The organism is Candidatus Cardinium hertigii, from assembly GCF_003176915.1.
Classification (GTDB): domain Bacteria; phylum Bacteroidota; class Bacteroidia; order Cytophagales; family Amoebophilaceae; genus Cardinium; species Cardinium hertigii_A.
In genome coordinates this window covers 473,299-496,295 of sequence record NZ_CP029619.1, presented here as the reverse complement: position 1 = coordinate 496,295, position 22,997 = coordinate 473,299, and the positions used below count along the sequence as shown (strand labels likewise).

The following is a 22,997-nucleotide window of genomic DNA, read 5'->3' as shown; positions in this document are numbered from 1 at the left end:
ACTTTATTCTATTTTTTAGTTGTAAAGCGACAGCTTGTATAAGCGTAATACATGTTGTAAGATAATAGTTTTCTATAGAATGTAAGGGGAGTGTCTAAATGGTTTAGCCATTACAATGGCTAGTACGTTTAATGGACAATATGCGTTCTATTGGGTTGGCAAGATTCGCTTGATAGGGAAGAGGATATTTACAATACTTACTGACTGCTTGCTACAATGCATCAATGCTGTCTATAGTATTGCTGGTATTTCATTAGGAATATTGCGTAATCTGCTTAATCTGTTCTGTAGATAATCCAGTTAGTGAGGTAATAGCTTCTATAGGGTAACCATGCTGAAGCATAGCCTTAGCTATAGAAAGGGCTTTTGCCATTTCTCCCTCTGCTTTACCTTCTGCTTTACCTTCGTTTCTAGCTTTCTCTAGCGTATTCGCTTCTATCCTTAACCATTTCAAGCGATCTTCGTAAGCCATTCTTTCCTCAGCAGTGAAGTTTATCGTATCTAAAACATGCAACGCCTTTTTTAAGCTGTTGCTATTTAACGGTTGGGGCAAATTATCTTTGTTGAGTAAGTCATGTCGGGTAAGAAAAGCTATCCAAATGTCTAACGAATTCTTTATTTTTTTTAATAATGTTTCTAGGTCTTCCTTTGGATCGTTACTGAACTTAATCAGCTCTATGGTATGCAATTCCAGGTCAGTAAAGTAGGGCAGTCCACTCTCTTGTTCTCTGATATGGAATACATTATGATACTTATTGCTATCTGTTATAGAAATAAAATTAAGAATATGAATTCCTATTGCTTTGTTTAAAGAGGAGTAAGTCTCAGAAGATTTTAATTGATCAGTATACAGCTTAGCCCAATAATATAAAGCGCGTTTATCATAATCTGCTTCATCTGTAATTTGAATTTCTATATTAAACCTTTTCCCTGTTTCTCCTATGGCTTTCACATCTAGTATGGATAGTTTATCACTTCTAAAATTTTTTGGGTTATAGGGATTTAATAGGGTAAGATCTACCACTTGATCCTCCGGAGAAACAGTAGCATTTATTAATGCAATCAATAGATCCTTATTTTCTTCTACCCCAAATATTTTTTTAAAGGCCAAATCTATTTTTGGCGTAATTTTTTCCATACTTTATTCTATATCTTTAGTCGTAAAGCAACAGCTTGTATAAGCGTAATACATGTTGTAAGATAATAGTTTTCTATAGAATGTAAGGGGGAGTGTCTTAGCTGCTCCGCTTGTTTTTTAGAATCGTAGCAGCACTTTTATGTTTATTTTTTTATTATAGCAGTCTTTTTATCTATATATCTTAAGTTTACATTGGTGTTCCTCTCAATTAAAGTGGTAATACAGCCTTTATGGCCCTTTTTTTCCGCCAGATATAAAGGGAGTTTTGCACTTCTCTTTTAGAGTTACTGCTTGCTATTAATTTATTACATCCTTTTGTAAATCTTTTAGAAAAGTTAATGAAAGAAGAATACGTTTGCCTAGAACGTATTCAAAATAATGTTCCAAAAGATGCATCGTTGATAATGCTATGGAGGTTCGTCACGTTTATTTTACTGGTTCACATCAGTCTTTCCCTGAATAATTAAATCAATGATTTGATTTATTTTTTAAGGTATACCAGATTTAGAGAAGCAACTTGTTCGCCATCATTTTGTTCATTTGTATTAGGAAAGCAGTCGTGCTGCTATGAACAATCTATTTGCTACAAATGGATATAAAATCTTGTGACAGAAAAGGATAGGTTATACAACTGATTCCTATATTTTTTGTTGGATAATTAAAAATATTTAATTAATTACAGTTAAACCTGAAAGACTAGCAATTTTACTTAAGATAATGACGATTTGAAAGAAAGGTAACGAGATTATGCCATACAAGCAGTAGAGGATCTGACGTAGTCAAAATAAATTGTTCAGATGTAAATCTACCGTTATGCAAAGCAATGTTAATACAATAGTAGTAAGGTTATTGCTATTAACCGGTAGAGTGGTTGCTTGTCAAATGGATAGGCAGAATATGGCCTGAATTACTTTGTGAAGTAATTCAGTATACAAAGTATACAAATAGAACTAAAACTATAAGTAAGAAGTTACGGATTACTGCTAAATCCACGGAAGAATATACAGAAGAAAAGTTGATTCGTTATTATAAAAAGTGCTTTAAGAAACCCCAGTTACTTAAAAGTAAGCATGCAGGTTTTCTCACTCATCCAGCAGAAAGGAACTTTTCTATTACAACTATTGACCTAGCATACAATGCAATTGGATCTGAGGGGGCAAAAACATTAGCCGCAACAATTAAATTTTAAATAGCATAAGACATAAGAAAAGCATCAAGGTAGCTAGGCTCCCCTTACTCAGTAACGGAGCCATCCACAGTAGTCAACGGGAAGCGGCACATATAGGCATTAACCATTTGCTTTACTTTCTTAATCTGGGAATCTTTGTCTTTATTTTTAAGCAGATAGTCTATCCATTCCACTATCAACAGCATATCTTTTTCTTTCAAGCCTCTGGTAGTAACAGCAGCTGTTCCCAAGCGAATACCGGATGTAACTTGAGGGGTATTTTTATCAAAGGGAACCAAATTTCTATTGGTAATAATATCCGCTTGTTCTAAAACCGTTTCAGCTTGTTTACCTGTAATATTTTGTTTGTAGAGATCGAGCAACAACAAATGGTTATCCGTTCCACCTGATAGAATACTATACCCTTCATCTAGGAAGGCTTGTGCCATAACGTGGGCATTTTTTTGTACCTGCCTAGCATAACACTTAAAGCTATGCGTCATGGCCTCATAAAAGGCAACGGCTTTAGCTGCTATACTATGCTCTAATGGTCCACCCTGTGTACCAGGAAAAACAGCAGCATCCAGTAAGGCAGACATCTTATGTAATAGTCCATTTCTATTGGTTTTACCGAAGGGATTATCGAAATCTTGTCCCATTAATAGCAGTCCCCCCCTAGGTCCCCGAAGGGTTTTATGGGTCGTAGTAGTTACAAAATGGCAATAAGGAAAAGGATCATTTAACAATCCTTGACTGATAAGTCCCGCAGGATGGGAAATATCTGCCCATAAGAAAGCAGCTACTTCATCTGCAATAGCACGCAATTGTATATAATCCCAATCGCGACTATAGGCAGACGCACCACAAATAATAATAGCAGGTCTTTCTTTTTTTGCTTTTTTAGCTACTGATTCCCAATCAATATAACCTGTATCTGGATTTACACCATAGAAAGAAGCCTGGTATAATCTACCGGAAAAATTCACAGGGGAGCCATGGGTTAAATGGCCTCCATGTGCCAAATTAAAGCCTAAAATCTTATCGCCAGGTTTTAAAACAGCCATCATTAATGCAGCATTAGCTTGAGAACCAGAATGCGGCTGCACATTTGCCCATGCCACTTTAAATAAGCTTTTAGCACGTTCAATAGCCAATGATTCTATCTCATCTATGATGTGGCATCCGCCATAGTAACGTTTCCCCGGTAGCCCTTCTGCATATTTGTTGGTCAGTAGGCTACCCGTAGCAGCAGCTACCTGTGCAGAAACAAAATTTTCAGACGCAATCAGCGTTAACGTCGATTCTTGACGTTTTTTTTCTTTCTCTATCAATAAAGGAACAGTGGGATCTGGTTGCATCATATCATTTATTGAGGGAACCTTAACAGCTGTGTTACTGCGCGTAACTGTCTGTATCTACCATTTCTTCGCTTTCTATAAAACTGATATGTGCCAATAATAGCCTGTAAATTTTAGTATACTTATGACGCATAGCCCATTCTATGGGTGTTATCCCTTTTTTATTCGCTAATGAAACCGCACTACCAACACGCGTTAATAGCTGCTTAACCATAGCTACATGGTTGTTGGCTACGGCATAATGTAATGCTGTTTGGCCTGCATGGTTCTGCTGGTTTACCTGTATGTTGGCATGTTTTACTAAACCTTGCACAGCTTTAAAATGATTGGCAGCTGCTGCATAATGCAAAGGCGTACTCCCTGCTGCATCCGTTGCATTTACTTGTAAGACGGAAACAGATAACAGCTGCTTTAAAAACGATGGATGTATATTCCGGTTGGCTGCTATAAGATGCAGAGGGGTTTCCCCCTTTTGACTTACTGCCTGCACATTGAATTTGCCCGATTGCACCAGTATGGTAAAAATAGCTTTGGCCTGCTTTTTGATAGCCCAATGCAAAGCATTATATCCATTTTTATCTTGAAAATCAGTAATATTATTGCGTTTTACTAATTGCTGTATCATAGGGATACTGCCCGCTTGGATGGCCAAGAGCAAAGGAGTATAGCCTTCTGGGGTACAGCTATTATAGGGAGCAGCTGCTTCTAGCAGGAGCTGTACAAGGTCTTCTCTTTTGTGTTGAATAGCCAGATGTAAGGCGTTATATCCCAAATGATTCTTTATTGTTGTATCTGCACCAGCAGTTAGCAAAAGGGAAGTAATTTTTTTATGCCCTGTTTCAATAGCTAATAGCAGCGGTGTATTGCCATGCTGTATACTCACTTGGTTTAATAGCGCTTTTGCTTTAATGAGTAGAGAAACAATGGGAACCTTACCGCGTTTAACAGCGTAATGCAAAGGACTATACCCAAAAAAATCTGTGTCATTAATATTTTGACGGTCACCTATCAAGGCAGCTGCCTTTTGTACATCGTTTGATTCAATAGCCAATATAAGCTGTTGAGGCGGAGGAGAAGTAGGGGGAGCGTGCATCTTTTCTAAGGCTGCCTGACTGTAATGAAACGTTTGGCTTAATAGGATCCCTATACAAAATAGCCATTTGAATGCAATACCAACCAATCGATAAATAGTTACTGGATACATCAAGTATAAAAAGAATAGAATAACGTATTATACCCATTAATTTATAAATAAAAGTTTTAATAACCTAAACATAGCTGTACAGAGGTGGCATAGGGAAGCGTTTATATAATGCTTGTTGAGCTGCAATTTTTTTTGTACTATTCAACAGGTAGTAACAGCAGCTAAGCGTAAGTTTTTCAATGTATTTAAAATAAAAATAATGATTATCAGTCTATAATCATTTTTATCAAGTGAAGCCATTAGCGCAAGATAGGTAGCTATTTACGTATACTGAATCAGTTTAGAGATAGCGCAGCGCAATAAAATAAAATAAAATAAATAGAGTTCGTTAAATGAAAAACAAAGAGGTTAGACGGAGTAACCAATCTAAAGGGAATTATTGCGTTTTGTTAGTTGCTGTTTCCATTGTAGTTGTTATTTTTTGTACAAGTTGTGGTGTAAAGAGTGCGTTTTTAGCTAAGCGCAATGATATGATGGGAAGGTTACTTGCTGCAAGCAAAGAAAATAAAGGTGCTTCAGCCGAAGCGGCTATGGATGATTACATGGCCTTATCTGTTTTGTTAGACGATAGTAGAAAAGAGAAGTTAGAAAAAAGCATAAATAAAATTGAAAAAGTAGAGGAAGGCATTGCATTTATAGAAATCCATCTTGTTTATCAAAAACTTTATGAAGCATGGCGAAAAGTATTGTCCCCATCAGAGGCAGCTGAATTAAAAAATAAAGTGGAAAGTTGTTCTGACCAGGAAAAAATAGATGAGCAAATTAAAGCAAGTTTACCAAATGTACTACAAGATCAGATAAAAGATGCGCGAGTGCGATCAAGGTTAAAAATTCTTGACATAGGGGAACTAAAGAAGATGCTCTCTGCAGTTAGACAGAAAAAGTTAACTGTAACTGAAGGTAATCTTAAGCAAATTATTGACCAGGAGTCAGAGAAAAAGGAAGCAACTATACCAACAGAGTCCACCAAGAAAGATGATTGGGGTGAGAAGCTCCCCCTTAAAGGTGTAGAGCGGGAAGAATTTATGAGATTGATTATGCAATTTTGTAACGCAGATCAAAAGCAGCTAAAGGCCCTTTTTTATCGAGCGGAAGCTGAAAGTATTGAGAATTTCCTTTATGCATTTAATAATGACGGCGTATTTAACTTGAGTGAGCGTATAGACCTATTAGGTACGTTAAGCTATCTTTACAAATGTGATACAAAACTCTGTGTAAAAATGTGTAACGATCCTGGATCATTAACCACATTAGATCAGTTTACCATTTATCGTATCTGTCCAAATTTGCATTTACTCACTAAACTACGGGATGCTTTATCTTGATTGCGTATTAATGCTAGTAATAGCAATAGATGTTCTATTAGATGGTAAGTTTCTTTTTTGCTCCTGATTTTGTAAGGTTCGCTTTTGTTTTATTTCTGTGCCATCCATTTAAAATTTTTATATTTACACAGGTAAAAGTTCAGTTACTTTAAAAAATATATCCAGAATTGGAAAAAGTTTAAAAAAGGAAGGCTGATGGTTTTTCACATGCTTCTATAATTTTCTGAATTATTTTAATAATCCCAATGATTTCCTTTGAGAAATTTACATTAGCCAATGGTTTGCAAGTGGTAGTACATGAAGAGCCAAACAGCCATATTGCTGTGGTGAATGTGCTGTATCAGGTAGGTGCGAGGGATGAGTCTGCCACGCAAACAGGGTTTGCCCATTTGTTTGAACATTTTATGTTTAGTGGTTCTTATAACATTCCCTCTTATGATAAGCCGCTGCAACAAGTAGGGGGAGAGAGCAATGCCTATACCACTACAGATATAACCAATTATTATTCTTTGTTACCAGCTGTTAATGTAGAGACTGCTTGTTGGCTTGAGTCTGATCGCATGCTTGGTTTAGCATTTGATGAAAAGTCGCTCGAAATTCAAAAAAAAGTGGTGGTGGAGGAATTCAAGGAGCACTATCTTAATCAGCCCTATGGAGATGCATGGCATCATTTAATGGGTATGGCTTATAAGGTTCATCCCTATCAATGGCCTGTTATTGGTAAAACCGTAAGCCATATAGAGCGGGTTACCATAGAGGCGGTTAAAGATTTTTTTTATAAATTTTACTGTCCTAGCAATGCGGTGCTAGTTATAGCAGGAAAAGTGAAGCAGCAGGAGATAGCACAGTTATGTAAAAAATGGTTTGAACCTATTCCAGCACGCCATGCTTACCATAGGGTTTTGCCGCAAGAACCAAGGCAGTGGGAAGCTAGACGCAAAGTAATAGAAGGGGCCGTTCCCTTTCCCATGCTTTATAAAGCTTACCATATGTCAGGTAAGGGGAAAAAAGGCTATTATGCAGCAGAAATAGTAAGGACCCTATTGAGTGAAGGAAAGGCTGCTCTATTACAGGTTGACTTGGTAGACGATCAGGCGCTTTATACTAGGATAGAGTGCTATATTACGGATACCCTGGATCCTGGTTTGTTGGTTATCAGTGGTAGCCCAGCTCCTTCTGTTTCATTGGAGACGGCTGAAAGCGCTTTAATAGCTACGTTGCAAAAGCTAGAAGCGATTACTGCTACTGAATTGGAAAAGGCTAAGAACCAGATACAAGCACAGATGGTTTATGCGCAAGTAAGTATAGTCAATCGTGCGCAAGATTTAGCCATGGCTACGCTATTAGGCGACACCCATTTGGTAAACAGAAGTATTGATTACGTTAGAGCCGTTACATTAGAAGAAGTGCAAGCGGTAGGGCAAGAGGTATTACAGGAGTGTAATTGCTCTACGCTTTATTACCAAACGATTTCCACTACATAAGTAAGGGGCAGGAGCAATACCTTACATACTTTGTAACAAATTTCATAAGGTATGCAAGCAAGAAAGGCTGGCTTATGTGGTCTTTCTCCTAGGATACAAGGAAAGAGGGGATGCCATTTATAGCAGCTATACCATACAGTATCAAATGGTTTAGTTCAGGTCATCAGCATATAATACAAATTCATCAGATTATATTTATACTTCACTATGTTTGAGCATCTTAGTAAAAATTTAGAAAAAGCTATTAAATCTTTAAAGGGGCAGAACCGTATTACGGACATCAATATTGCTGCTACCGTCAAAGAGATTAGGAGGAGTCTTGTACAGGCAGATGTGCATTATAAAGTAGCCAAGCAGGTAACAGATGCGATCAAGCAAAAGGCCATTGGTACTGATATTCTTACTGCTGTATCACCAGGACAGCTCTTTACCAAGTTGGTACAAGATGCTTTAACCGATTTAATGGGAGGTAAGCATGCCGAGGTAAATCTTACGGGGAATCCCGCTATTATATTGGTAGCAGGTTTACAAGGTGCTGGTAAAACCACTTTAGCCGGTAAGTTAGCTTACTATTACAAAAAGAAAAACAAAACCTGTTGTTTGGTAGCCTGTGATGTGTATAGACCTGCAGCGGCTGAGCAATTAAAGCAGCTAGGGGAGCAGTTGTCCATTAGCGTATACAGTGATCCAATGGCTAAGGATCCGGTAATTATTGCACAGAATGCGCTGAAGGAGGCCAAGCAGCAAGCAGTAGAGCTTGTCATTATAGATACAGCTGGGCGTTTGGCTATAGATGAGAAAATGATGCAGGAGTTGCAACTATTAAAAAAAACGTTGAACCCTTCCGAAACCCTTTTCGTAGTAGATGCCATGACAGGTCAAGATGCAGTTGCCACTGCGCAAACTTTTCATGAAAGACTTCATTTTGATGGCGTGGTACTCACAAAATTAGATGGAGATAGCCGTGGTGGTGCAGCACTTTCGATTCGCAATGTTGTACAGAAGCCGATTAAATTCATTAGTACAGGGGAGAAGATGCAAGATTTAGATCTGTTCCATCCAGATCGTATGGCCAGTCGAATTTTAGGCATGGGAGATGTAATTTCTCTGGTGGAACGTGCAGAACAGATATATACCGAGGAGCAGCAGCGTAAGTTAAGTCAAAAAATAAGGAGCAATCAATTTAATTTAGAGGACTTAGTGCATCAAGTGCAACAGATAAAAAAAATGGGTAATATAAAAGAAATGCTTGCTATGTTACCTGTTATGGGTAAAACGCTTCAGGACTTTCCATTGGATGAGGGTCTATTTGGAAATGTAGAGGTCATTATTCAATCCATGACCCCTAAAGAAAGACAGCAACCAGATAGTATAGATCAACAGCGTAAGGAACGTATTGCACGAGGAAGTGGAACTTCTATACAAGCAGTTAACCAATTGCTTAAAAATTTTAATATGCTCTGTAAGACAATGAAAAAAATAGGTAAAGAAGGCCCCAAATTTACTTTATTTGGCGCTTCTAAAAAGTAAAAATATTTTTAAGCGTTACCTCTTGCAAGCTGTTTTGCCTGGCTACTGGAGCTGCTTGCTGTGTAATTTGCATACCCATTGTTTAGGTAACAGAGCGTATAATGTCTGTCTGTTCCTTGCACAAAAGATATCCTATTCATGCATAAAACCTATGGAACTATAAGCAATAGTGAGCAGGCTCGTTGCTGCGTCTATTTGCGTATAAGTTATTTTATGATTAGATTTGTGCATTAACTCCTTATACTTATAGGCACATTTATGAAGTTAACAAATCAACCACGTCAACAAAAACAAGCGCTTTTTAAGACTTTTGGGCATGCCCATTGTGAGAAAGATAGTGGTTCCCCTGAATCACAAATTGCCCTATTTACTTATAGAATTAAGCATTTAACAGAGCATTTGCGCCTTAAGGGGAAAGATTATGCTGCAAAATTAGGCCTTTTAAAGTTAGTAGGTAAGCGTAGACGGTTACTGGCTTATCTTAAAAAAGAAGATTTGCAGCGTTATAGAAATGTTATTACCAGTCTTGGCTTAAGGAAATAAGCCACACCATGTGTTGTGCATGCTTAAACGCAATAAGGTTTCCCTGCGTTATTTGCATGCTTTCTGTATAGACTTGTGCAAGAGGTGTTAGAATATTTTAATACCTTTGCATAAAGTTTTATACCAATCGTTTCATAGTCACATTGAATGTATTGTCGGCTATGAACTAATACATACATCTATCCTATGTTTAGAAAAGTTATTTCAAAGACCATAACCCTACCAGACCACCCTCTGATTACCATAGAGACTGGTAAGCTTGCTACGCAAGCAGATGGTGCTGTAGTCGTACGTGTAGCCGATACCATGCTTTTAGCAACAGTAGTAGCTAAGGAGCACCCGAATTCGGAACAAGGAGGATTTCCTCTTTCTATTGATTATCAGGAGAAATTTGCTGCTTCTGGTAAGATACCCGGTGGTTTTTTTAAGCGAGAGGGTAGATTAGGGGATCATGAAATTATTATTGCAAGGCTAGTAGACCGTGCTTTACGTCCGCTTTTCCCTAAGGGATTTGCGCATGCTGTTCAGGTTAATATAGCATTGATATCTGCTGATGATGCTGTGTTACCAGATGCATTTGCTGCATTAGCTGCCTCTGCTGCGTTAGCGGTTTCACCTATTCCATTTAACGGACCTATTTCTGAAGTACGGGTCGTGCGCGTAAAAGGTAAGTTTGTCATTAATCCAGTGGCTAGTTTAGTAGAGCAAGCGGATATCAACCTTATCGTAGCGGCTACGGATGATAGCATCCTTATGGTAGAAGGGGAAATGTTAGAGGTAGCAGAAGCAGAAGTAGTGGAAGCCATACGTTATGCCCACACAGCTATTAAATGGCAGTGTCAAGTACAAAGGGAGCTTATGGAAGCAGTTGGTGTGACCAAGCAGCCCTTTACACCTATTGATTGGCTTGCCGCTATAGATTATCCGGCTACTTTACGAGAGGCGGTTTACCATGCCATGTATGCCGTTGCACGGAAAGGCATACCCTCTAAGATTTTGCGTAGGGAAGCTTTTACAGCTGTGCTGGAAGCATATAAGGAACAGTTGGCTAAGGACCAACAAGGTGAAGACATAGCAGCTGCTCAGCAGCAAGCATGGGCCTTTGAAATAGAAAAACAAGTTATTCGGGCGCTTGTATTAGAGGAAGGGCTTCGTGTAGATGGCCGTCGGCATGATCAAATTCGGTCGATTGAATCAGAAGTAGATTATCTACCTGCTGCACATGGTTCTGCTCTTTTTACAAGAGGAGAAACGCAATCCTTGACTACGGTTACCTTGGGCAGTAAGCTTGATGAGCAGATTATTGATAGAGCCATGGAGGATGGATACAGTCGTTTTCTATTGCATTATAATTTTCCTGCTTTTTCTACTAAAGAAATTAGGCCCAATAGAGGTCCTTCTCGTCGGGAGATAGGGCATGGTAATTTAGCTATGCGGGCATTGAAGGCGGTACTACCACCTGATACAGAAAATTTGTATACTATACGTATAGTGTCTGATATATTAGAGTCCAATGGCTCTTCTTCTATGGCAACGGTTTGTGCAGGTTCTTTGGCTTTGATGGATGCGGGGATTCCTATTAAGTCACATGTAGCAGGTATTGCTATGGGACTTATTACAGATCCTATGACCAATCAGTTCGCTATACTATCTGATATCTTGGGGGATGAGGATTATGTAGGAGATATGGATTTTAAGGTGACAGGTACGCAAGAAGGTATTACAGCCTGTCAAATGGATATGAAGCTAGCTGGGATATCCTATCAAATGCTGGAGCAAGCTTTGTTACAGGCTAAGGCAGGTAGGCTCCATATTTTTCAGAAAATGACTGAAACGATAGCGGTTGCCCGGTCAGCACGTAAGCCACATGCCCCTAGTGTTACTACTATAGAGGTAGACAGAGAACTGATTGGAATAATTATTGGGCCTGGAGGAAAAGTAATTCAAGAAATTCAAAAAGAGAGTGATACCAGTATTACCATTGTAGAGAAAGATAAAAAAGGTATTGTTACTATATTTGCATCTAACCAGGTATTATTAGAAAAAGCAATGAGCAGAATACAAACTATTGTAGCCAAACCAGTTGTTGGGGAAGTTTATACAGGGAAGGTGAAGGCTGTATTAAACTATGGTGCATTTGTGGAATTTATGCCTGGTAAGGATGGTTTGTTACATGTTTCAGAAGTGCGTTGGGAACGCATCGAAGATTTAGAGAAGGTATTAGAAGTGGGCGAAACCTTACAAGTAAAGTTAGTTGGTATAGATTCTAAATCAGGTAAATATAGATTATCACGTAAGGTATTGTTGGTACCAGAAGGGCAGGGAGGGATAGATCAGGATCCTCTGATTGATTAGACTACAGTAACCAAACCCTCTAAAGCATTAATCATTATGAGACAACTGAAAATAAGTAAGCAAATTACGAATCGTGAAAACCAGTCTTTGGATAAATATCTTCAAGAAATTGGAAAGGTTCCGTTGCTAAGTGCAGATGAAGAGGTAGCACTTTCTAAAAGAATTAAAATGGGCGATAGAGCTGCTTTTGAGCGCTTAACGAATGCTAACCTTCGTTTCGTAGTTTCTGTAGCGAAGCAATATCAAAACCAAGGGCTTTCCCTGAGTGATTTAATTAACGAAGGAAATTTAGGTTTAATTAAATCTGCGCAACGGTTTGATGAGAAAAGAGGCTTTAAGTTTATTTCTTATGCGGTATGGTGGATTAGGCAGTCCATATTACAAGCCTTAGCGGAGCAGGCTAGGATTGTACGGTTGCCGTTAAATAGAATTGGTTCCCTCAGCAAAATATCTAGAACTTTTGCCCATCTAGAGCAAAAGTATGAGCGAGAGCCAACGGTAGAGGAGCTAGCTGAGTTTTTAGAAATTGATGCGGAAGAGGTAAGGGATGCTTTAAAGATGGCGGGGCGTCCTATTTCGGTAGATGCTCCCTTTGTGCAAGGTGAGGAAAACAGCTTACTAGATGTTTTAGAAAGTGATGTAGAGAAAAAGCCAGATAGTGAGCTAATGAATGATTCTTTATGTAAAGAAATCCAGCGTGCATTGGTTGTGCTGAGTGCTAGGGAGCGGGATGTACTTAGTTACTATTTTGGTTTAAATAGTACAGAAATATTGACATTAGAAGAGATAGGGGCTCGTTTTGGTTTAACGCGCGAACGTGTACGGCAAGTAAAGGAAAAGGCCGTTAAAAAGCTCAAAGCATCTATAGGCAGTGAAGCATTAAAATGTTATTTAGGGTAAGCATTACTTTACTTTATGGATAAGCAATCTGTACAGCTGGTTGTTATCGGGTCGGGGCCAGCTGGGTATACAGCAGCTATTTATGCGGCACGTGCAGGTTTATGTCCTGTTTTATACCAAGGACCACAGCCAGGTGGACAACTAACCCTTACAGGAGAGGTAGAAAACTATCCTGGTTATAGGGCAGGTGTGCAAGGTCCTAATATGATGGAAGATTTGCAAGCACAAGCAGAGCGGTTTGGTACGATCATTCAGGAAGGGAGTATTGCGACAGTAGATTTTTCTATTTATCCCCGGTTGTTAACCACTGATAGAGGGGAAACGTTGCGTGCGCGATCTGTGGTTATTGCTACGGGTGCTTCTGCCAAATGGTTGGGGCTGCCTTCTGAAAAAAAGTTATATGGAAAAGGGGTTTCGGCTTGTGCCGTTTGTGATGGATTTTTCTTTAAAAATGAAACAGTTGTAGTAGTAGGAGGGGGGGATTCAGCTGCAGAAGAGGCGCTCTATTTATCTAAGCTTTGTAAGAAAGTTTACCTTTTGGTACGTAAGGATACAATGCGTGCCTCGCGCATTATGCAGGAGCGTCTTTTGCAAAAAAGCAATATCCAGCTCTGCTTCCATACAGAAGTACAAGAAATAATCGGGGAAGAAACCGTAGAAGCAGTACAGGTAATCCACACTCTTTCTCAAACAGTTTCTATCCTAGCCGCCACAGGTTGTTTTATTGCCATAGGGCATGTGCCTAATTCTAAGCTTTTTTTGCCCTATTTATCGGTAGATAGTGAAGGCTATATTCAGGTGCAATTAGGGACAACCCATACCAATGTAGCCGGTGTATTTGCTGCGGGTGATGTACAAGATCGCTACTATCGACAAGCTGTGACGGCTGCTGGGACAGGCTGTATGGCTGCATTAGATGCGGAGCGCTTCCTGCAAGCAAATGAATGGTAGCTTTTATCTTTCTTTATGTGTAAAAACAGCCATTTATTTAGAAATAGCTATGTAAGAGCGGTGCTATGGATGCAACTCAGTATTCTTACAAGTTGCCTAAACGATGTAATTACCAAATATTTAGCTACAAGATTACCCGCTTGTCAGATTTGCTTCTTTCGTTTTTGCTTTGGTAGTTTGGTTTTGTTACCTATTGGCTGCTATAAGTATGCGTTGACAACAACACGATTTACGCTGCATTTGGTGCGCGGATTTTTTTTAGCCGTTGCGATGGGCTTGTATTGCTATGGTCTAGCCTATGTGCCAATGAGTACAGCTATCGTAATAGGATTTACAAATCCTGTTTTTGTACTGATATTGGCTAATATTTTTTTAAGAGAAAACATCTCTTGGCCTATATGGCTTGCTACTTTACTATCTTTTGTAGCCATTGTAATTGTATTTCAGCCAACTATGGTTAACCACTATATGGCTGCTTTAGCCTGTATAGCTGCAACGGTAGTATTTGCTTTATTGGATGTTATCAATAAAAGATATATTTCTCGGGAGCCTATGCTTGCCTTACTTTTTTTTTCTAATGCGGTTGCTGCTTTTTGTATTTTTCCATTCGCCTATCTGAGTTGGCAAAAGCCTACCCTTGTTCAACTGCTTAGTTTAGGCCTATTAGGTATTGGTAGTAATTTGATTCTTTATTTTCTACTAAGGGCCTTTGCTTTGGCAGCTGTAACTGCTTTAGCGCCTATTAAGTATACAGAGTTATTATATTCTGTTTTATTTGGTATACTGTTTTTTAACGAATGGCCGTTGGGGACTACTTATATAGGTGCTGCCTGTATTATTGCGGCTACTTCGTTTGTGGCTTATTACCAAAATCGTTTATAGTAGCGTGCGCTTGCGCTTTTTTTAATGTGCTATAGTTTCTATAGCAGCTGTTTGATATATCTTTTGCATTAAGTTTCGTTAGTGAACGGGTAAGATCCATTTTATCTCCACCAGTTATGAGCCATTCCACTACAGTCAGTAGTTGATTTGAGTAGTTTCAGCTGATAGAATGCCCATTTAATTCTGAGTACCTCGTCTACATCCTCCATTGCATACCATTGTACGTTGCATATGCTCTGAGTAAAACTTGCTTCTTTATATTACCATTATTATCAGATAAAACAGCTAAAGCTGAGCGTGTGTTAGGGTTCCCAAGGGTAAAAAAGTACTTCGCTCTATCCGGTTGTTGTATAATCTGTCCAACAGGACGTGCGTCATGCCGAAACTTTTCTCTTGTTACGTTTTCAATTGTATTATTGGCTTTCCTATAGCGACCATCTGCCCCTTTTGCATTCTGAAAATAGGTTAATAGCCAATTTGGCTCTTCCTCCCATTTTTTTACTCTAAAATGATATTCGAATGAATCTGGAACAAGTGTACTATTAGATGCTTCATGTTGAAAACGATCTGTTCTTTTTTCTGCTATTATCTCACTTTCCGTATTATTTGTATTATAGCCGAGTTTTGCTATTGGTTTTTTATTCCTTAGTCTGTGCCGCTTAGCTTTCTTCGCCTTAGGCAAGTTTGTTTTTGTTTTTTTTCAGTCTGATTTATTCCTAATCCTTTTAGGATATCCTCTATAGGTTCTGCTCTCTCAGGGGATATTCTTTGAAAGATTGTGGTTTATTTTTTTTACTTTCTACATAAGCTTGATACAACCGATTTGCTTCACCCCCACCTTTTTGATTACGTATATTATCACGTATAGATTTATTTTCTTGATTTATTTTATCCATCTTATGAAAAAAATCTTTAAGATTACCTTTACTACCTTGTCTTTTAAAGCTACATAGATTTCTGCTACATAGGATGATTTATTTTGATTATTAGTACGAACTTTGTCAACTAAAAATTGAAATTCTTCCATAGAGATATGTAACGTTAGCTCTCTAGTAAAATGCAATTGTTTATCTTTGTCTACAGATCCTGTAAATGAATTAATGAATAGATTTCTAATGATTGCTTCATTTTGAAATATCTCTGATACTATCTCAGAATCAGATGCAATGGTATGGAACTCTAAAGGCTTAGTTTTCTCCCATATGTCTTTCAAAAATGTATCCATTAGCTTTTTTATTATTTCCTTTTCAGTATCTTAATCTTTATTCTTTTCATACCCATATTTTTCAGGATCAAATTGATCAATTTGATTCCGAAGGTGATTTTTTATATACGTTAGTATCTTTGTAAAAGTCTACTGCCATAATTCGCTCACAGTGATAGGATTGGATTGCTCTTGGGATAGTTTTCTTTCCAAATCAGTTTCAAACTTTTCCGGAAGTCCCTTGAATGAGCAAATCTCTTTGAGTAAGGCAATGTCTTTAATCTGGTCTTCTTTCAATTCAGAAAGGCTTGTCTTCGTCTGACGGGCCGTATTTTGTATACGCATGTTAAACGCATCACTCATGGCTTCAATGAAACGGTTTAACAGGGATAACATTTTCTTAACAAGATAATCTTTTACTTCTTCTTGATATTCTTCAGGTATATCTATATTTTTGAGTATTGTATTGGGAAGTAGGTAATTATGTAAAGAATAATATAGTAAGGCATGGTATTTCCTTAGCTCCAGGATTCATAAATTTTCCTAGTTGCGTATTAGGGCCTATAGGCATGTTTGTAGATTGAGATCGATACATATTGCTATGCAGCTGGTTACAACTACTGAACATACATCCTACCATACCATATAAAAAAATGATTACGAACCTATAAGAAGTATATATACCAAACATAACTGCACTATTTATATTGATTCATTTTCCGATGCTCGATAATCCGTAAATCAAATCATAATCATTATGTTATGTATTATGATTCTGATCCTGCTTATCAAGTTTCCGTTATTTTACATGGAAAAACAAGAAAAACACCATGGAATTTACATCAAGCCTATTATAGTAAGGAATTTTTAGGTTTTTTTTACAAAGACCCTTGGCTTCCTAGTACTTTTTAAACAAGGTAAAAAGGAGATATCTTGATATACCAAATACTCGAATACATAGAACGCATACTGCTTTACTATTTTATCGACAAATGTAAAATTCGATAAATAGGTAAAAATGAATGCTAAGATGAATTTTAGAAGGCAGGCAAGGTATTAAGTCTTCCCCTAATTTAACGTATTAAAGCAGAGCAGAAGCTCCCGTAGGGATAAGAATGCAGGAAGCTTCCCTGTTATATTATCTGTTTACAGATAATATAACAGGGGAATAAGTCTTAGAGTATGCTCCTTGATCGGTTTATACACATACTATGTCATGGTTTAAATCTCCTACTGCTTTTATCTTTTTTGCTTTTCTTGCATTTGATATTTCCTTCACAGTCAAAGCTCCGATCACAGCTCCCCCAATCACCGTTACCATTAGGCTTCCTAAACGTTTTCCTAAAAATTAAAGGGCTTTTGTAGGAAAATTTTTTAAAGTCTATTGCAACGGCCTCGCTTTATAAAGCTAATTTTTAGGTTATTATAGAATCAAGTGAGGTTTTATCTGACAAGGATGTATCATAACGAAGTGTTTCTGGCTCAGTTTTTCAAAAACTATGTATCTTGCAGTGTGCATTGCGCTTGTATTGGGACTAAAAAAATAGGATAAGGTATGGAAAAAATTACCCCAAAGGTTGACTTGGCCTTCAAAAAAATATTTGGCGTAGAAGAAAATAAGGATTTACTGATTTCCTTAATAAATGCTACTGTTTCTCCAGAAGATCAAGTGGTAGATGTTACGCTATTAAACCCTTATAATCCAAAAGATTTTAGAAGTGCTAAGCTATCCATACTAGATATAAAAGCAGTAGGAGAAACAGGGAAACGGTTTAATATAGAGATTCAAATCACAGATGAAGCAGATTATGATAAGCGAGCCTTATACTATTGGGCCAAGTTGTATACAGATCAATTAAAAGTCTCAGAGGATTATTCGACTTTAAACAAAGCCATAGGGATTCATATTCTAAATTTTATTTCTATAACAGACAGTAATAAGTATCATAATGTATTCCATATCACAGAAAAAGAGCGTGGTCTACCCTGCTTTACCGATTTAGAATTGCATACTATAGAGCTGATTAAGTTTAGTAAAGGTCCCAAGGAAGATTTAGATAGCTTATTAAAAAAGGTAAAAAATTCTTTAGACATTTGGACAGCTTTTTTGACCCGCCATGAATTACTTAATAAAGACAATTTACCTCAACCGTTAGCGAACAACAGCCTAAAAAAGGCATTACATGTTTTAGATACGATGAACTTTACGGATGAGGAAAGAATGGCCTATGAAGACCACTTAAAATGGCTCAGAATAGAGGCTAATACGCTAGAAAAAGCTAGAAGGGAAGGCATGCAAATAGGAGAAGAGAAAGGCATGCGCATAGGTAAGGTAGCAATAGCTAAGGCTATGCTTCTCAAAGGTTACCCTATGGAAGATATCGTTCTACTTACTGGCTTGCCTTCTTCTCATATCCAGGATCTTATAAAGGAAAAAAGTTTCTAATTAGGAATGGCTAGCATTGTTTCGGGTCTGTCTTTTTAAGTGTGTAAATATATTTTAGGTTGTCTGTCTATGTATTTTTGTATAGCTTACCCATTAAACTTAAAAAGATGAAAAAAAAAGACCAACCAAAGGATTGCATAAGCAAGGCAATAGATATACTGATAGACTCAGGCGTAGACCTATCCACCCTTTTTGATCAAGGCGGTTTACTTAAACAATTAAGCAAGCTTCTTATAGAAAAAGCCTTACAATCAGAAATGGATACGCATTTGGGTTATAATAAGTATGCACGTAGTGATTCAGAAAATACCCGTAATGGCCTATCTAGCAAGGAAGTTATTACTGATAATGGGGTTATATCAGTTGAGGTTCCCAGAGATAGAGCGTCCGCTTTTGAACCTGTTTTATTACCCAAACGTCAAACAAGAATAGCAGGTTTAGATGATAAGATCTTATCTTTATACGCTAAAGGCATGAGTCTATCAGCTATTCAGATCCAAATACAAGCGTTATATGTTGCAGAGATTAGTGAAAATTTGATAAGTAATAGCACAGATTCTGTTATTGAAGATGTTAAAATATGGCAAAATCGTCCCTTAGAATCAGTTTATGCTATTGTTTTGTAGTTAAAGTTAGACAAGATAAGCGCATCATCCATAAGGCAGTCTATGTTGCGTTAGGTATAGATAAATTGGGCATGAAAGATGTTTTAGGACTTTGGATGAGTGAAAATGAAGGAGCTAAATTTTGGCTAGGGAACTTGACAGAACTCAAGAATCGAGGGATGCACGCTATGCTAATTGCCTGTACAGCTAATTTATCAGGTATGTCTGAGGCAATCGCTGCTGTATATCCTAAAACAGACCACCAGCTCTGTATTGTGCACCAAATTAGAAACAGCTTGCAATATGTTTCTTATAAACATAAGAAGTTATTAGCTGCTGATTTAAAGCCAATTTATACTGCAGTTACTGAAGAAGAAGCACTAATGGCCTTAGAAACTTTTGCTACTAAGTGGAATCAACACTATCCACAAATAGCCAAATCTTGGTATGCTAATTGAAATAATCTGATGCTATTTTTACACTACCCTAACGCCATACGTAGGGTCATTTACACAACCAATGCTGTGGAATCTGTAAATAGCCAATTTCGTAGAGTTACCAAAAATAAAAGGGTCTTTCCTAACGATCTAGCTGTGTTTAAAACGAACTATGTTAAAAAACAAATCCAATCGTAAAAATTTTATACTTATCTGTTTTATTAAACACAAACAAGAGCGCTATAAGATGCTCCTAAAAGTATCTTTCCAACTGATAAACAGTTACATTCGGCTTAGAAAGATAGCCATCAATATAGTAAGTATCGTCCCTAAGAATAGCAAAGAGTTGTCTAATCAGTTTATTAGCCACAGCAATAAGCGCTACCTTTCCAGGTTTCCCTCTGGCTTTTAAGTTTTGATAAAATGATTTACACGCTTTATTAAAGCGTATAGCCGACCAAGAAGCCATATAGAATAAAGAACGCAACCTGGCGTTCCCATGCCGATTGATAGGCCCCTTCTTCCTTATAGAAGAACCAGAGTGTGCATAAGTGGGAGCTAAGCCAATGAACTTAGAGAATTGTTTGGCGCTTTGAAAATGTTGGCCCCCTCCAGTCGCAACGATAAGTTCCAGAGCGATGCTATCTCCAATGCCTTTAATAGAACTAATGCGTTTATAGAGCGCATTATAGGTTTCTTTCGTAATAGAAAGCATGTGTTGCTCCAGAAACCTTATCTGTTCTTCCAGACAGGCTATAGTTTTCTTGAGCGTTTCTACTGCTAAATTATTTACTTGAGGTAATACACTAAAAGACTCTAATAGATTATAGGACATAGTAAGTTGTTTTTTTAACTGATTAGGGCAATAAGTTGAGCATCTACCTTATCGGTTTTGTTTACCACTAGCATCATGCGAGCAAACTGTTTAGTTTGCTTGGGGTTGACCATCGACACAACTATTCCATGTCCTGTAAGCATCTGCAGTAATAAGGCACCATAGTTTCCAGTGGCTTCTAACACACAGTGATCCGCTGATTTATCAAGTTGAGCTAAAAAGGTTTCAATGCCTTTGGGTTCATTCTTATAGGTGATGGTACGGTAACCTTGGTCTTGTGGAAAAGCTGCTATAAAGTTTCTTTTTCCTATGTCGATTCCTATATATTGCATAGATTATAGTGTATAATAAATATATCTATTATATTACATTCATCTTTTAAACTAGCGTCGCATATACAGGCTTTAAAACCTATCGAACTATTCAGTTTTTAAGATGAAAGACCTGGGGGCTGAACGTTTTAAACGGTATCCAATACCAACTTTATAGCGGCCTTTTTCCAGGTCTTTTTTTTCTATAAACATACGACCTTATATTTAACTATTAATTATATGACTAGAAAATGGACCAGCCCTATCCAAAATTGGAGTGAGGCTATGGCTCATTTTTTAATTAAATTTGAAAATAGAATTTAACAAACTTAAAAATAATTTACACACTTTAGTGGACAGACCCCAATCTAGTACTAGATTCTAGTGTTAATTATTGTAAACTTTATCTTATTTTCATGCAAAAAGACAGGAAAGAACAATACATGCTCTTTGCCCTTGCACTATTTCCTTGTATAGGATGGGGATTACTCCACCTAGGTTCCCTAATTTTTAGGCATCATATTCATTACCCAAAGTTACTATGTTACACTGCATATCGAACTTTATATTTGTTATCTACTCTTGTGTACTTACCATTACTCAGATATATATACAAAAAGTGGTTACCTAGTTTGTATCGTGCCTATGAAAAAATTTATCTTAGGTATACCATATTAGCCATTATTTTTATTTTGTTCGGCTTTTTTTTTAAAACTAAATTTTGCAATTATATACTAGATGGGTGCTTTATAAGTCCATTTATAGAAGAAATTATCTCCCGATTTATGTTATATGAAGCAAAAAAGTATAGTTGCAAACTATATGTTTTAGTAGCGCTTCTTTCTTCTTTAGCCTTTAGTCTTATGCATATTGGCTACGATCCTTTTGTACTTATAAAACCAATCTTACTACCAAAATTAAGTGAGCATTTTTTATTTGGATGCGTACTTTGTAGTATATTTTGGTTTTTTCCTAGATTGAGCTTGCTTATCAGCATACATGCTATTTCGAATTTATGGGGTATACTGGCTAATGAATTAGGATATCCATGGTAATAAAATATTATACGCACTGAATTAAAAAATAATAGCACATCAAAATAAAACTTCGAAAGCCGTAGAAACAAGCTAAAAAGTTGGACATTTTTGGTAAAAAAGTAAGAAAATTTATTATTATATTACTTATACTAAGTATACTTGACAAATATAGAATAATTAACATAGCACGATCAATATGGAAAACCAAATTAAAAATAAACGGAAAAAGTTGGTGATTAGCTTTGCTGGATGTACGAAAAGAGATAAAATAGACAAAAATAATTCTGAAAAAAAGCGACAGTAACAACAGAAGCTTTAATCCAAGACAGATAAATAATTGTGGTGTTTATCAAGCTGAGCATATTTCATCACAACTTTTTTATAAATTTAAATAAGTGATAGGCATGTTGAGAACGTTGCAATCAAGCTAAAACTCATTAATGATCAGCTATCTCATCATGGGGTATTAGTGCAACACGGCTCAGCGGCTATAGGTGCTCCTATTACCTCTACCTCTAGACGACCGAAAGGTAAAAAAAGCTATGACCTGCATGAAAATAACACTATGACCATATCCGAAAGTTATCAAAAAGGAGTAGATCTAGAAGCAAGTTGGACAAAAAAAGGTCATACGCTTTATTATGGCTATAAGCACCATCTCCTTGTAGAAAGTAAAGAAGGGTTAGTTCTAGCGGTCAGTACCACAAAAGCATCTAGTCATGATAGCAATCATTTACAGGTTTTGTTAGATAAAGTATCCCTTCAATCAGGTAGTAGGGTATATGCAGATAAGGCCTATAGTGGGTTAGCTAATGAAACTTTATTAAAGAAAAAAAAACTTAAAATCAGCTACTCAGAAAAAAGCTACTAGAAATAATCCCTTATCCCCTACCGCTAAACGGTTTAATAAATTGGTAGCAAAGACCCGTTATAAAGTAGAACGTGTATTTGGAAATATGAGCAGTTGGTTCCGTAGTTTAGGAACCCGTTATATAGGGCTTGCTAAAACCCATACGCAACTGCTTATGGAAGCCATAGCCTACAACTTATATAGGTCTCCTAACATTATTTTAAGAGCTACTTAGGGGAATGGTCTATCCAAAATGAATTAAAAACTTCAAAAAATCAATAGATAATAAAATATTTAGCCCTATAACATCAAAAATGAAACCAAGATAATCATAGAAACATAGAAAAAATTATTCTATCGTTTTATCACCACGGTCTCAGTATGTGCTTTATAAAGATAAAAAGGAATTATCTACTGATTTAAAGCCAATTTAT

The 22,997-nt window shown here is 37.1% G+C and carries 20 protein-coding genes and 2 pseudogenes; 14 read left to right on the top strand and 8 right to left on the bottom strand.

Going from position 1 to position 22,997, the window contains the following annotated elements; genetic code table 11:
- Nucleotides 1-253: 253 nt before the first annotated feature.
- Nucleotides 254-1,138, bottom strand: coding sequence for an Rpn family recombination-promoting nuclease/putative transposase (locus tag DK880_RS01875; RefSeq protein ID WP_109997138.1), 885 nt, complete (start codon nt 1,136-1,138; stop codon nt 254-256).
- A gap of 871 nt (nt 1,139-2,009) precedes the next feature.
- Between DK880_RS01875 and DK880_RS01870 the strand changes: the two genes are divergently transcribed.
- Nucleotides 2,010-2,327: a leucine-rich repeat domain-containing protein gene (locus tag DK880_RS01870; protein WP_109997137.1), complete on the top strand. Its 318-nt coding sequence runs from the start codon at nt 2,010-2,012 to the stop codon at nt 2,325-2,327.
- Nucleotides 2,328-2,371: 44 nt separating this feature from the next.
- On the opposite strand, the gene glyA is transcribed toward DK880_RS01870, so the two are convergent.
- Nucleotides 2,372-3,664, bottom strand: a complete 1,293-nt coding sequence (gene glyA / locus DK880_RS01865) for a serine hydroxymethyltransferase (RefSeq protein ID WP_420886315.1) — start codon at nt 3,662-3,664, stop codon at nt 2,372-2,374.
- A 34-nt stretch (nt 3,665-3,698) separates the two neighbouring features.
- Nucleotides 3,699-4,868: an ankyrin repeat domain-containing protein gene (locus tag DK880_RS01860; RefSeq protein WP_109997135.1), complete on the bottom strand. Its 1,170-nt coding sequence runs from the start codon at nt 4,866-4,868 to the stop codon at nt 3,699-3,701.
- A 332-nt stretch (nt 4,869-5,200) separates the two neighbouring features.
- Here DK880_RS01860 and DK880_RS01855 point away from each other — a divergent pair, with 332 nt between their 5' ends.
- The 8 genes from DK880_RS01855 (at nt 5,201) to DK880_RS01820 (ending at nt 14,838) form a co-directional block, all read left to right on the top strand.
- Nucleotides 5,201-6,193: a hypothetical protein gene (locus tag DK880_RS01855; protein WP_109997134.1), complete on the top strand. Its 993-nt coding sequence runs from the start codon at nt 5,201-5,203 to the stop codon at nt 6,191-6,193.
- A 245-nt stretch (nt 6,194-6,438) separates the two neighbouring features.
- On the top strand, nt 6,439-7,677 hold the full coding sequence (locus DK880_RS01850; protein WP_109997133.1) for a M16 family metallopeptidase: 1,239 nt from the start codon (nt 6,439-6,441) through the stop codon (nt 7,675-7,677).
- A gap of 207 nt (nt 7,678-7,884) precedes the next feature.
- Complete coding sequence (ffh, locus tag DK880_RS01845; protein WP_109997132.1) at nt 7,885-9,207, top strand: signal recognition particle protein; 1,323 nt, start codon at nt 7,885-7,887, stop codon at nt 9,205-9,207.
- A 258-nt stretch (nt 9,208-9,465) separates the two neighbouring features.
- Entirely contained in the window at nt 9,466-9,750 is a 285-nt protein-coding gene (gene rpsO, locus DK880_RS01840; protein ID WP_109997131.1) for a 30S ribosomal protein S15, read from the top strand.
- 186 nt (nt 9,751-9,936) lie between these two features.
- Nucleotides 9,937-12,105, top strand: a complete 2,169-nt coding sequence (gene pnp / locus DK880_RS01835; RefSeq protein WP_109997130.1) for a polyribonucleotide nucleotidyltransferase — start codon at nt 9,937-9,939, stop codon at nt 12,103-12,105.
- Nucleotides 12,106-12,141: 36 nt separating this feature from the next.
- Nucleotides 12,142-13,005, top strand: coding sequence for a sigma-70 family RNA polymerase sigma factor (locus DK880_RS01830; RefSeq protein WP_109997129.1), 864 nt, complete (start codon nt 12,142-12,144; stop codon nt 13,003-13,005).
- Between the two features lie 15 nt (nt 13,006-13,020).
- Nucleotides 13,021-13,956: a thioredoxin-disulfide reductase gene (gene trxB, locus DK880_RS01825; RefSeq protein WP_109997128.1), complete on the top strand. Its 936-nt coding sequence runs from the start codon at nt 13,021-13,023 to the stop codon at nt 13,954-13,956.
- 15 nt (nt 13,957-13,971) lie between these two features.
- Complete coding sequence (locus DK880_RS01820; RefSeq protein WP_109997127.1) at nt 13,972-14,838, top strand: DMT family transporter; 867 nt, start codon at nt 13,972-13,974, stop codon at nt 14,836-14,838.
- A 196-nt stretch (nt 14,839-15,034) separates the two neighbouring features.
- Here the strand turns inward: DK880_RS01820 and DK880_RS01815 are convergent, their stop codons facing one another.
- The 3 genes from DK880_RS01815 to DK880_RS01805 form a co-directional block, all read right to left on the bottom strand.
- Entirely contained in the window at nt 15,035-15,520 is a 486-nt protein-coding gene (locus DK880_RS01815; protein ID WP_109997126.1) for a hypothetical protein, read from the bottom strand.
- A 201-nt stretch (nt 15,521-15,721) separates the two neighbouring features.
- A complete protein-coding gene (locus tag DK880_RS01810; protein ID WP_109997125.1) occupies nt 15,722-16,063 on the bottom strand; it encodes a hypothetical protein in 342 nt (113 codons plus the stop codon).
- Nucleotides 16,064-16,192: 129 nt separating this feature from the next.
- Nucleotides 16,193-16,438: a hypothetical protein gene (locus DK880_RS01805; protein WP_109997124.1), complete on the bottom strand. Its 246-nt coding sequence runs from the start codon at nt 16,436-16,438 to the stop codon at nt 16,193-16,195.
- A gap of 366 nt (nt 16,439-16,804) precedes the next feature.
- Here DK880_RS01805 and DK880_RS05145 point away from each other — a divergent pair, with 366 nt between their 5' ends.
- From DK880_RS05145 to DK880_RS05540, 3 genes and pseudogenes are all read left to right on the top strand, one after another.
- Nucleotides 16,805-16,954 carry a hypothetical protein gene (locus tag DK880_RS05145; protein WP_162534107.1) on the top strand — a complete coding sequence of 50 codons (150 nt, stop codon included), beginning with the start codon at nt 16,805-16,807 and terminating at the stop codon, nt 16,952-16,954.
- 643 nt (nt 16,955-17,597) lie between these two features.
- The gene (locus tag DK880_RS01800) at nt 17,598-18,488 is read left to right on the top strand and encodes an Rpn family recombination-promoting nuclease/putative transposase (RefSeq protein ID WP_109997123.1); all 891 of its coding nucleotides are present in this window, start codon (nt 17,598-17,600) and stop codon (nt 18,486-18,488) included.
- A 107-nt stretch (nt 18,489-18,595) separates the two neighbouring features.
- Nucleotides 18,596-19,728 (top strand): annotated as a pseudogene (locus tag DK880_RS05540) (IS256 family transposase).
- 55 nt (nt 19,729-19,783) lie between these two features.
- On the opposite strand, the gene DK880_RS05535 reads toward DK880_RS05540, so the two are convergent.
- Nucleotides 19,784-20,365 (bottom strand): transposase, encoded by a 582-nt coding sequence (locus DK880_RS05535; protein WP_239302537.1) that lies wholly within the window; start codon nt 20,363-20,365, stop codon nt 19,784-19,786.
- A 14-nt stretch (nt 20,366-20,379) separates the two neighbouring features.
- A complete protein-coding gene (locus DK880_RS05530) occupies nt 20,380-20,697 on the bottom strand; it encodes an IS110 family transposase (protein WP_239302536.1) in 318 nt (105 codons plus the stop codon).
- A 395-nt stretch (nt 20,698-21,092) separates the two neighbouring features.
- Between DK880_RS05530 and DK880_RS05680 the strand changes: the two genes are divergently transcribed.
- Complete coding sequence (locus DK880_RS05680) at nt 21,093-21,731, top strand: CPBP family intramembrane glutamic endopeptidase (RefSeq protein ID WP_109997122.1); 639 nt, start codon at nt 21,093-21,095, stop codon at nt 21,729-21,731.
- A gap of 409 nt (nt 21,732-22,140) precedes the next feature.
- Nucleotides 22,141-22,798 (top strand): annotated as a pseudogene (locus tag DK880_RS01780) (IS5 family transposase); the annotation flags it as partial.
- Nucleotides 22,799-22,997 lie beyond the last annotated feature (199 nt).

Bases quoted from the DNA above. Each gene is read 5' to 3' on its own strand.
- trxB (WP_109997128.1), top strand. From the start codon at position 13,021: ATGGATAAGCAATCTGTACAGCTGGTTGTTATCGGGTCGGGGCCAGCT.
- DK880_RS01850 (WP_109997133.1), top strand. From the start codon at position 6,439: ATGATTTCCTTTGAGAAATTTACATTAGCCAATGGTTTGCAAGTGGTA.
- DK880_RS01810 (WP_109997125.1), bottom strand. From the start codon at position 16,063: ATGGATACATTTTTGAAAGACATATGGGAGAAAACTAAGCCTTTAGAG.
- pnp (WP_109997130.1), top strand. From the start codon at position 9,937: ATGTTTAGAAAAGTTATTTCAAAGACCATAACCCTACCAGACCACCCT.
- DK880_RS05680 (WP_109997122.1), top strand. From the start codon at position 21,093: ATGCAAAAAGACAGGAAAGAACAATACATGCTCTTTGCCCTTGCACTA.
- DK880_RS01855 (WP_109997134.1), top strand. From the start codon at position 5,201: ATGAAAAACAAAGAGGTTAGACGGAGTAACCAATCTAAAGGGAATTAT.
- DK880_RS01875 (WP_109997138.1), bottom strand. From the start codon at position 1,138: ATGGAAAAAATTACGCCAAAAATAGATTTGGCCTTTAAAAAAATATTT.
- glyA (WP_420886315.1), bottom strand. From the start codon at position 3,664: ATGCAACCAGATCCCACTGTTCCTTTATTGATAGAGAAAGAAAAAAAA.
- DK880_RS05530 (WP_239302536.1), bottom strand. From the start codon at position 20,697: ATGCAATATATAGGAATCGACATAGGAAAAAGAAACTTTATAGCAGCT.
- DK880_RS01820 (WP_109997127.1), top strand. From the start codon at position 13,972: ATGTGTAAAAACAGCCATTTATTTAGAAATAGCTATGTAAGAGCGGTG.
- DK880_RS05535 (WP_239302537.1), bottom strand. From the start codon at position 20,365: ATGTCCTATAATCTATTAGAGTCTTTTAGTGTATTACCTCAAGTAAAT.
- DK880_RS05145 (WP_162534107.1), top strand. From the start codon at position 16,805: ATGTATTATGATTCTGATCCTGCTTATCAAGTTTCCGTTATTTTACAT.
- rpsO (WP_109997131.1), top strand. From the start codon at position 9,466: ATGAAGTTAACAAATCAACCACGTCAACAAAAACAAGCGCTTTTTAAG.
- DK880_RS01800 (WP_109997123.1), top strand. From the start codon at position 17,598: ATGGAAAAAATTACCCCAAAGGTTGACTTGGCCTTCAAAAAAATATTT.
- DK880_RS01830 (WP_109997129.1), top strand. From the start codon at position 12,142: ATGAGACAACTGAAAATAAGTAAGCAAATTACGAATCGTGAAAACCAG.
- DK880_RS01860 (WP_109997135.1), bottom strand. From the start codon at position 4,868: ATGTATCCAGTAACTATTTATCGATTGGTTGGTATTGCATTCAAATGG.
- DK880_RS01805 (WP_109997124.1), bottom strand. From the start codon at position 16,438: ATGTTATCCCTGTTAAACCGTTTCATTGAAGCCATGAGTGATGCGTTT.
- ffh (WP_109997132.1), top strand. From the start codon at position 7,885: ATGTTTGAGCATCTTAGTAAAAATTTAGAAAAAGCTATTAAATCTTTA.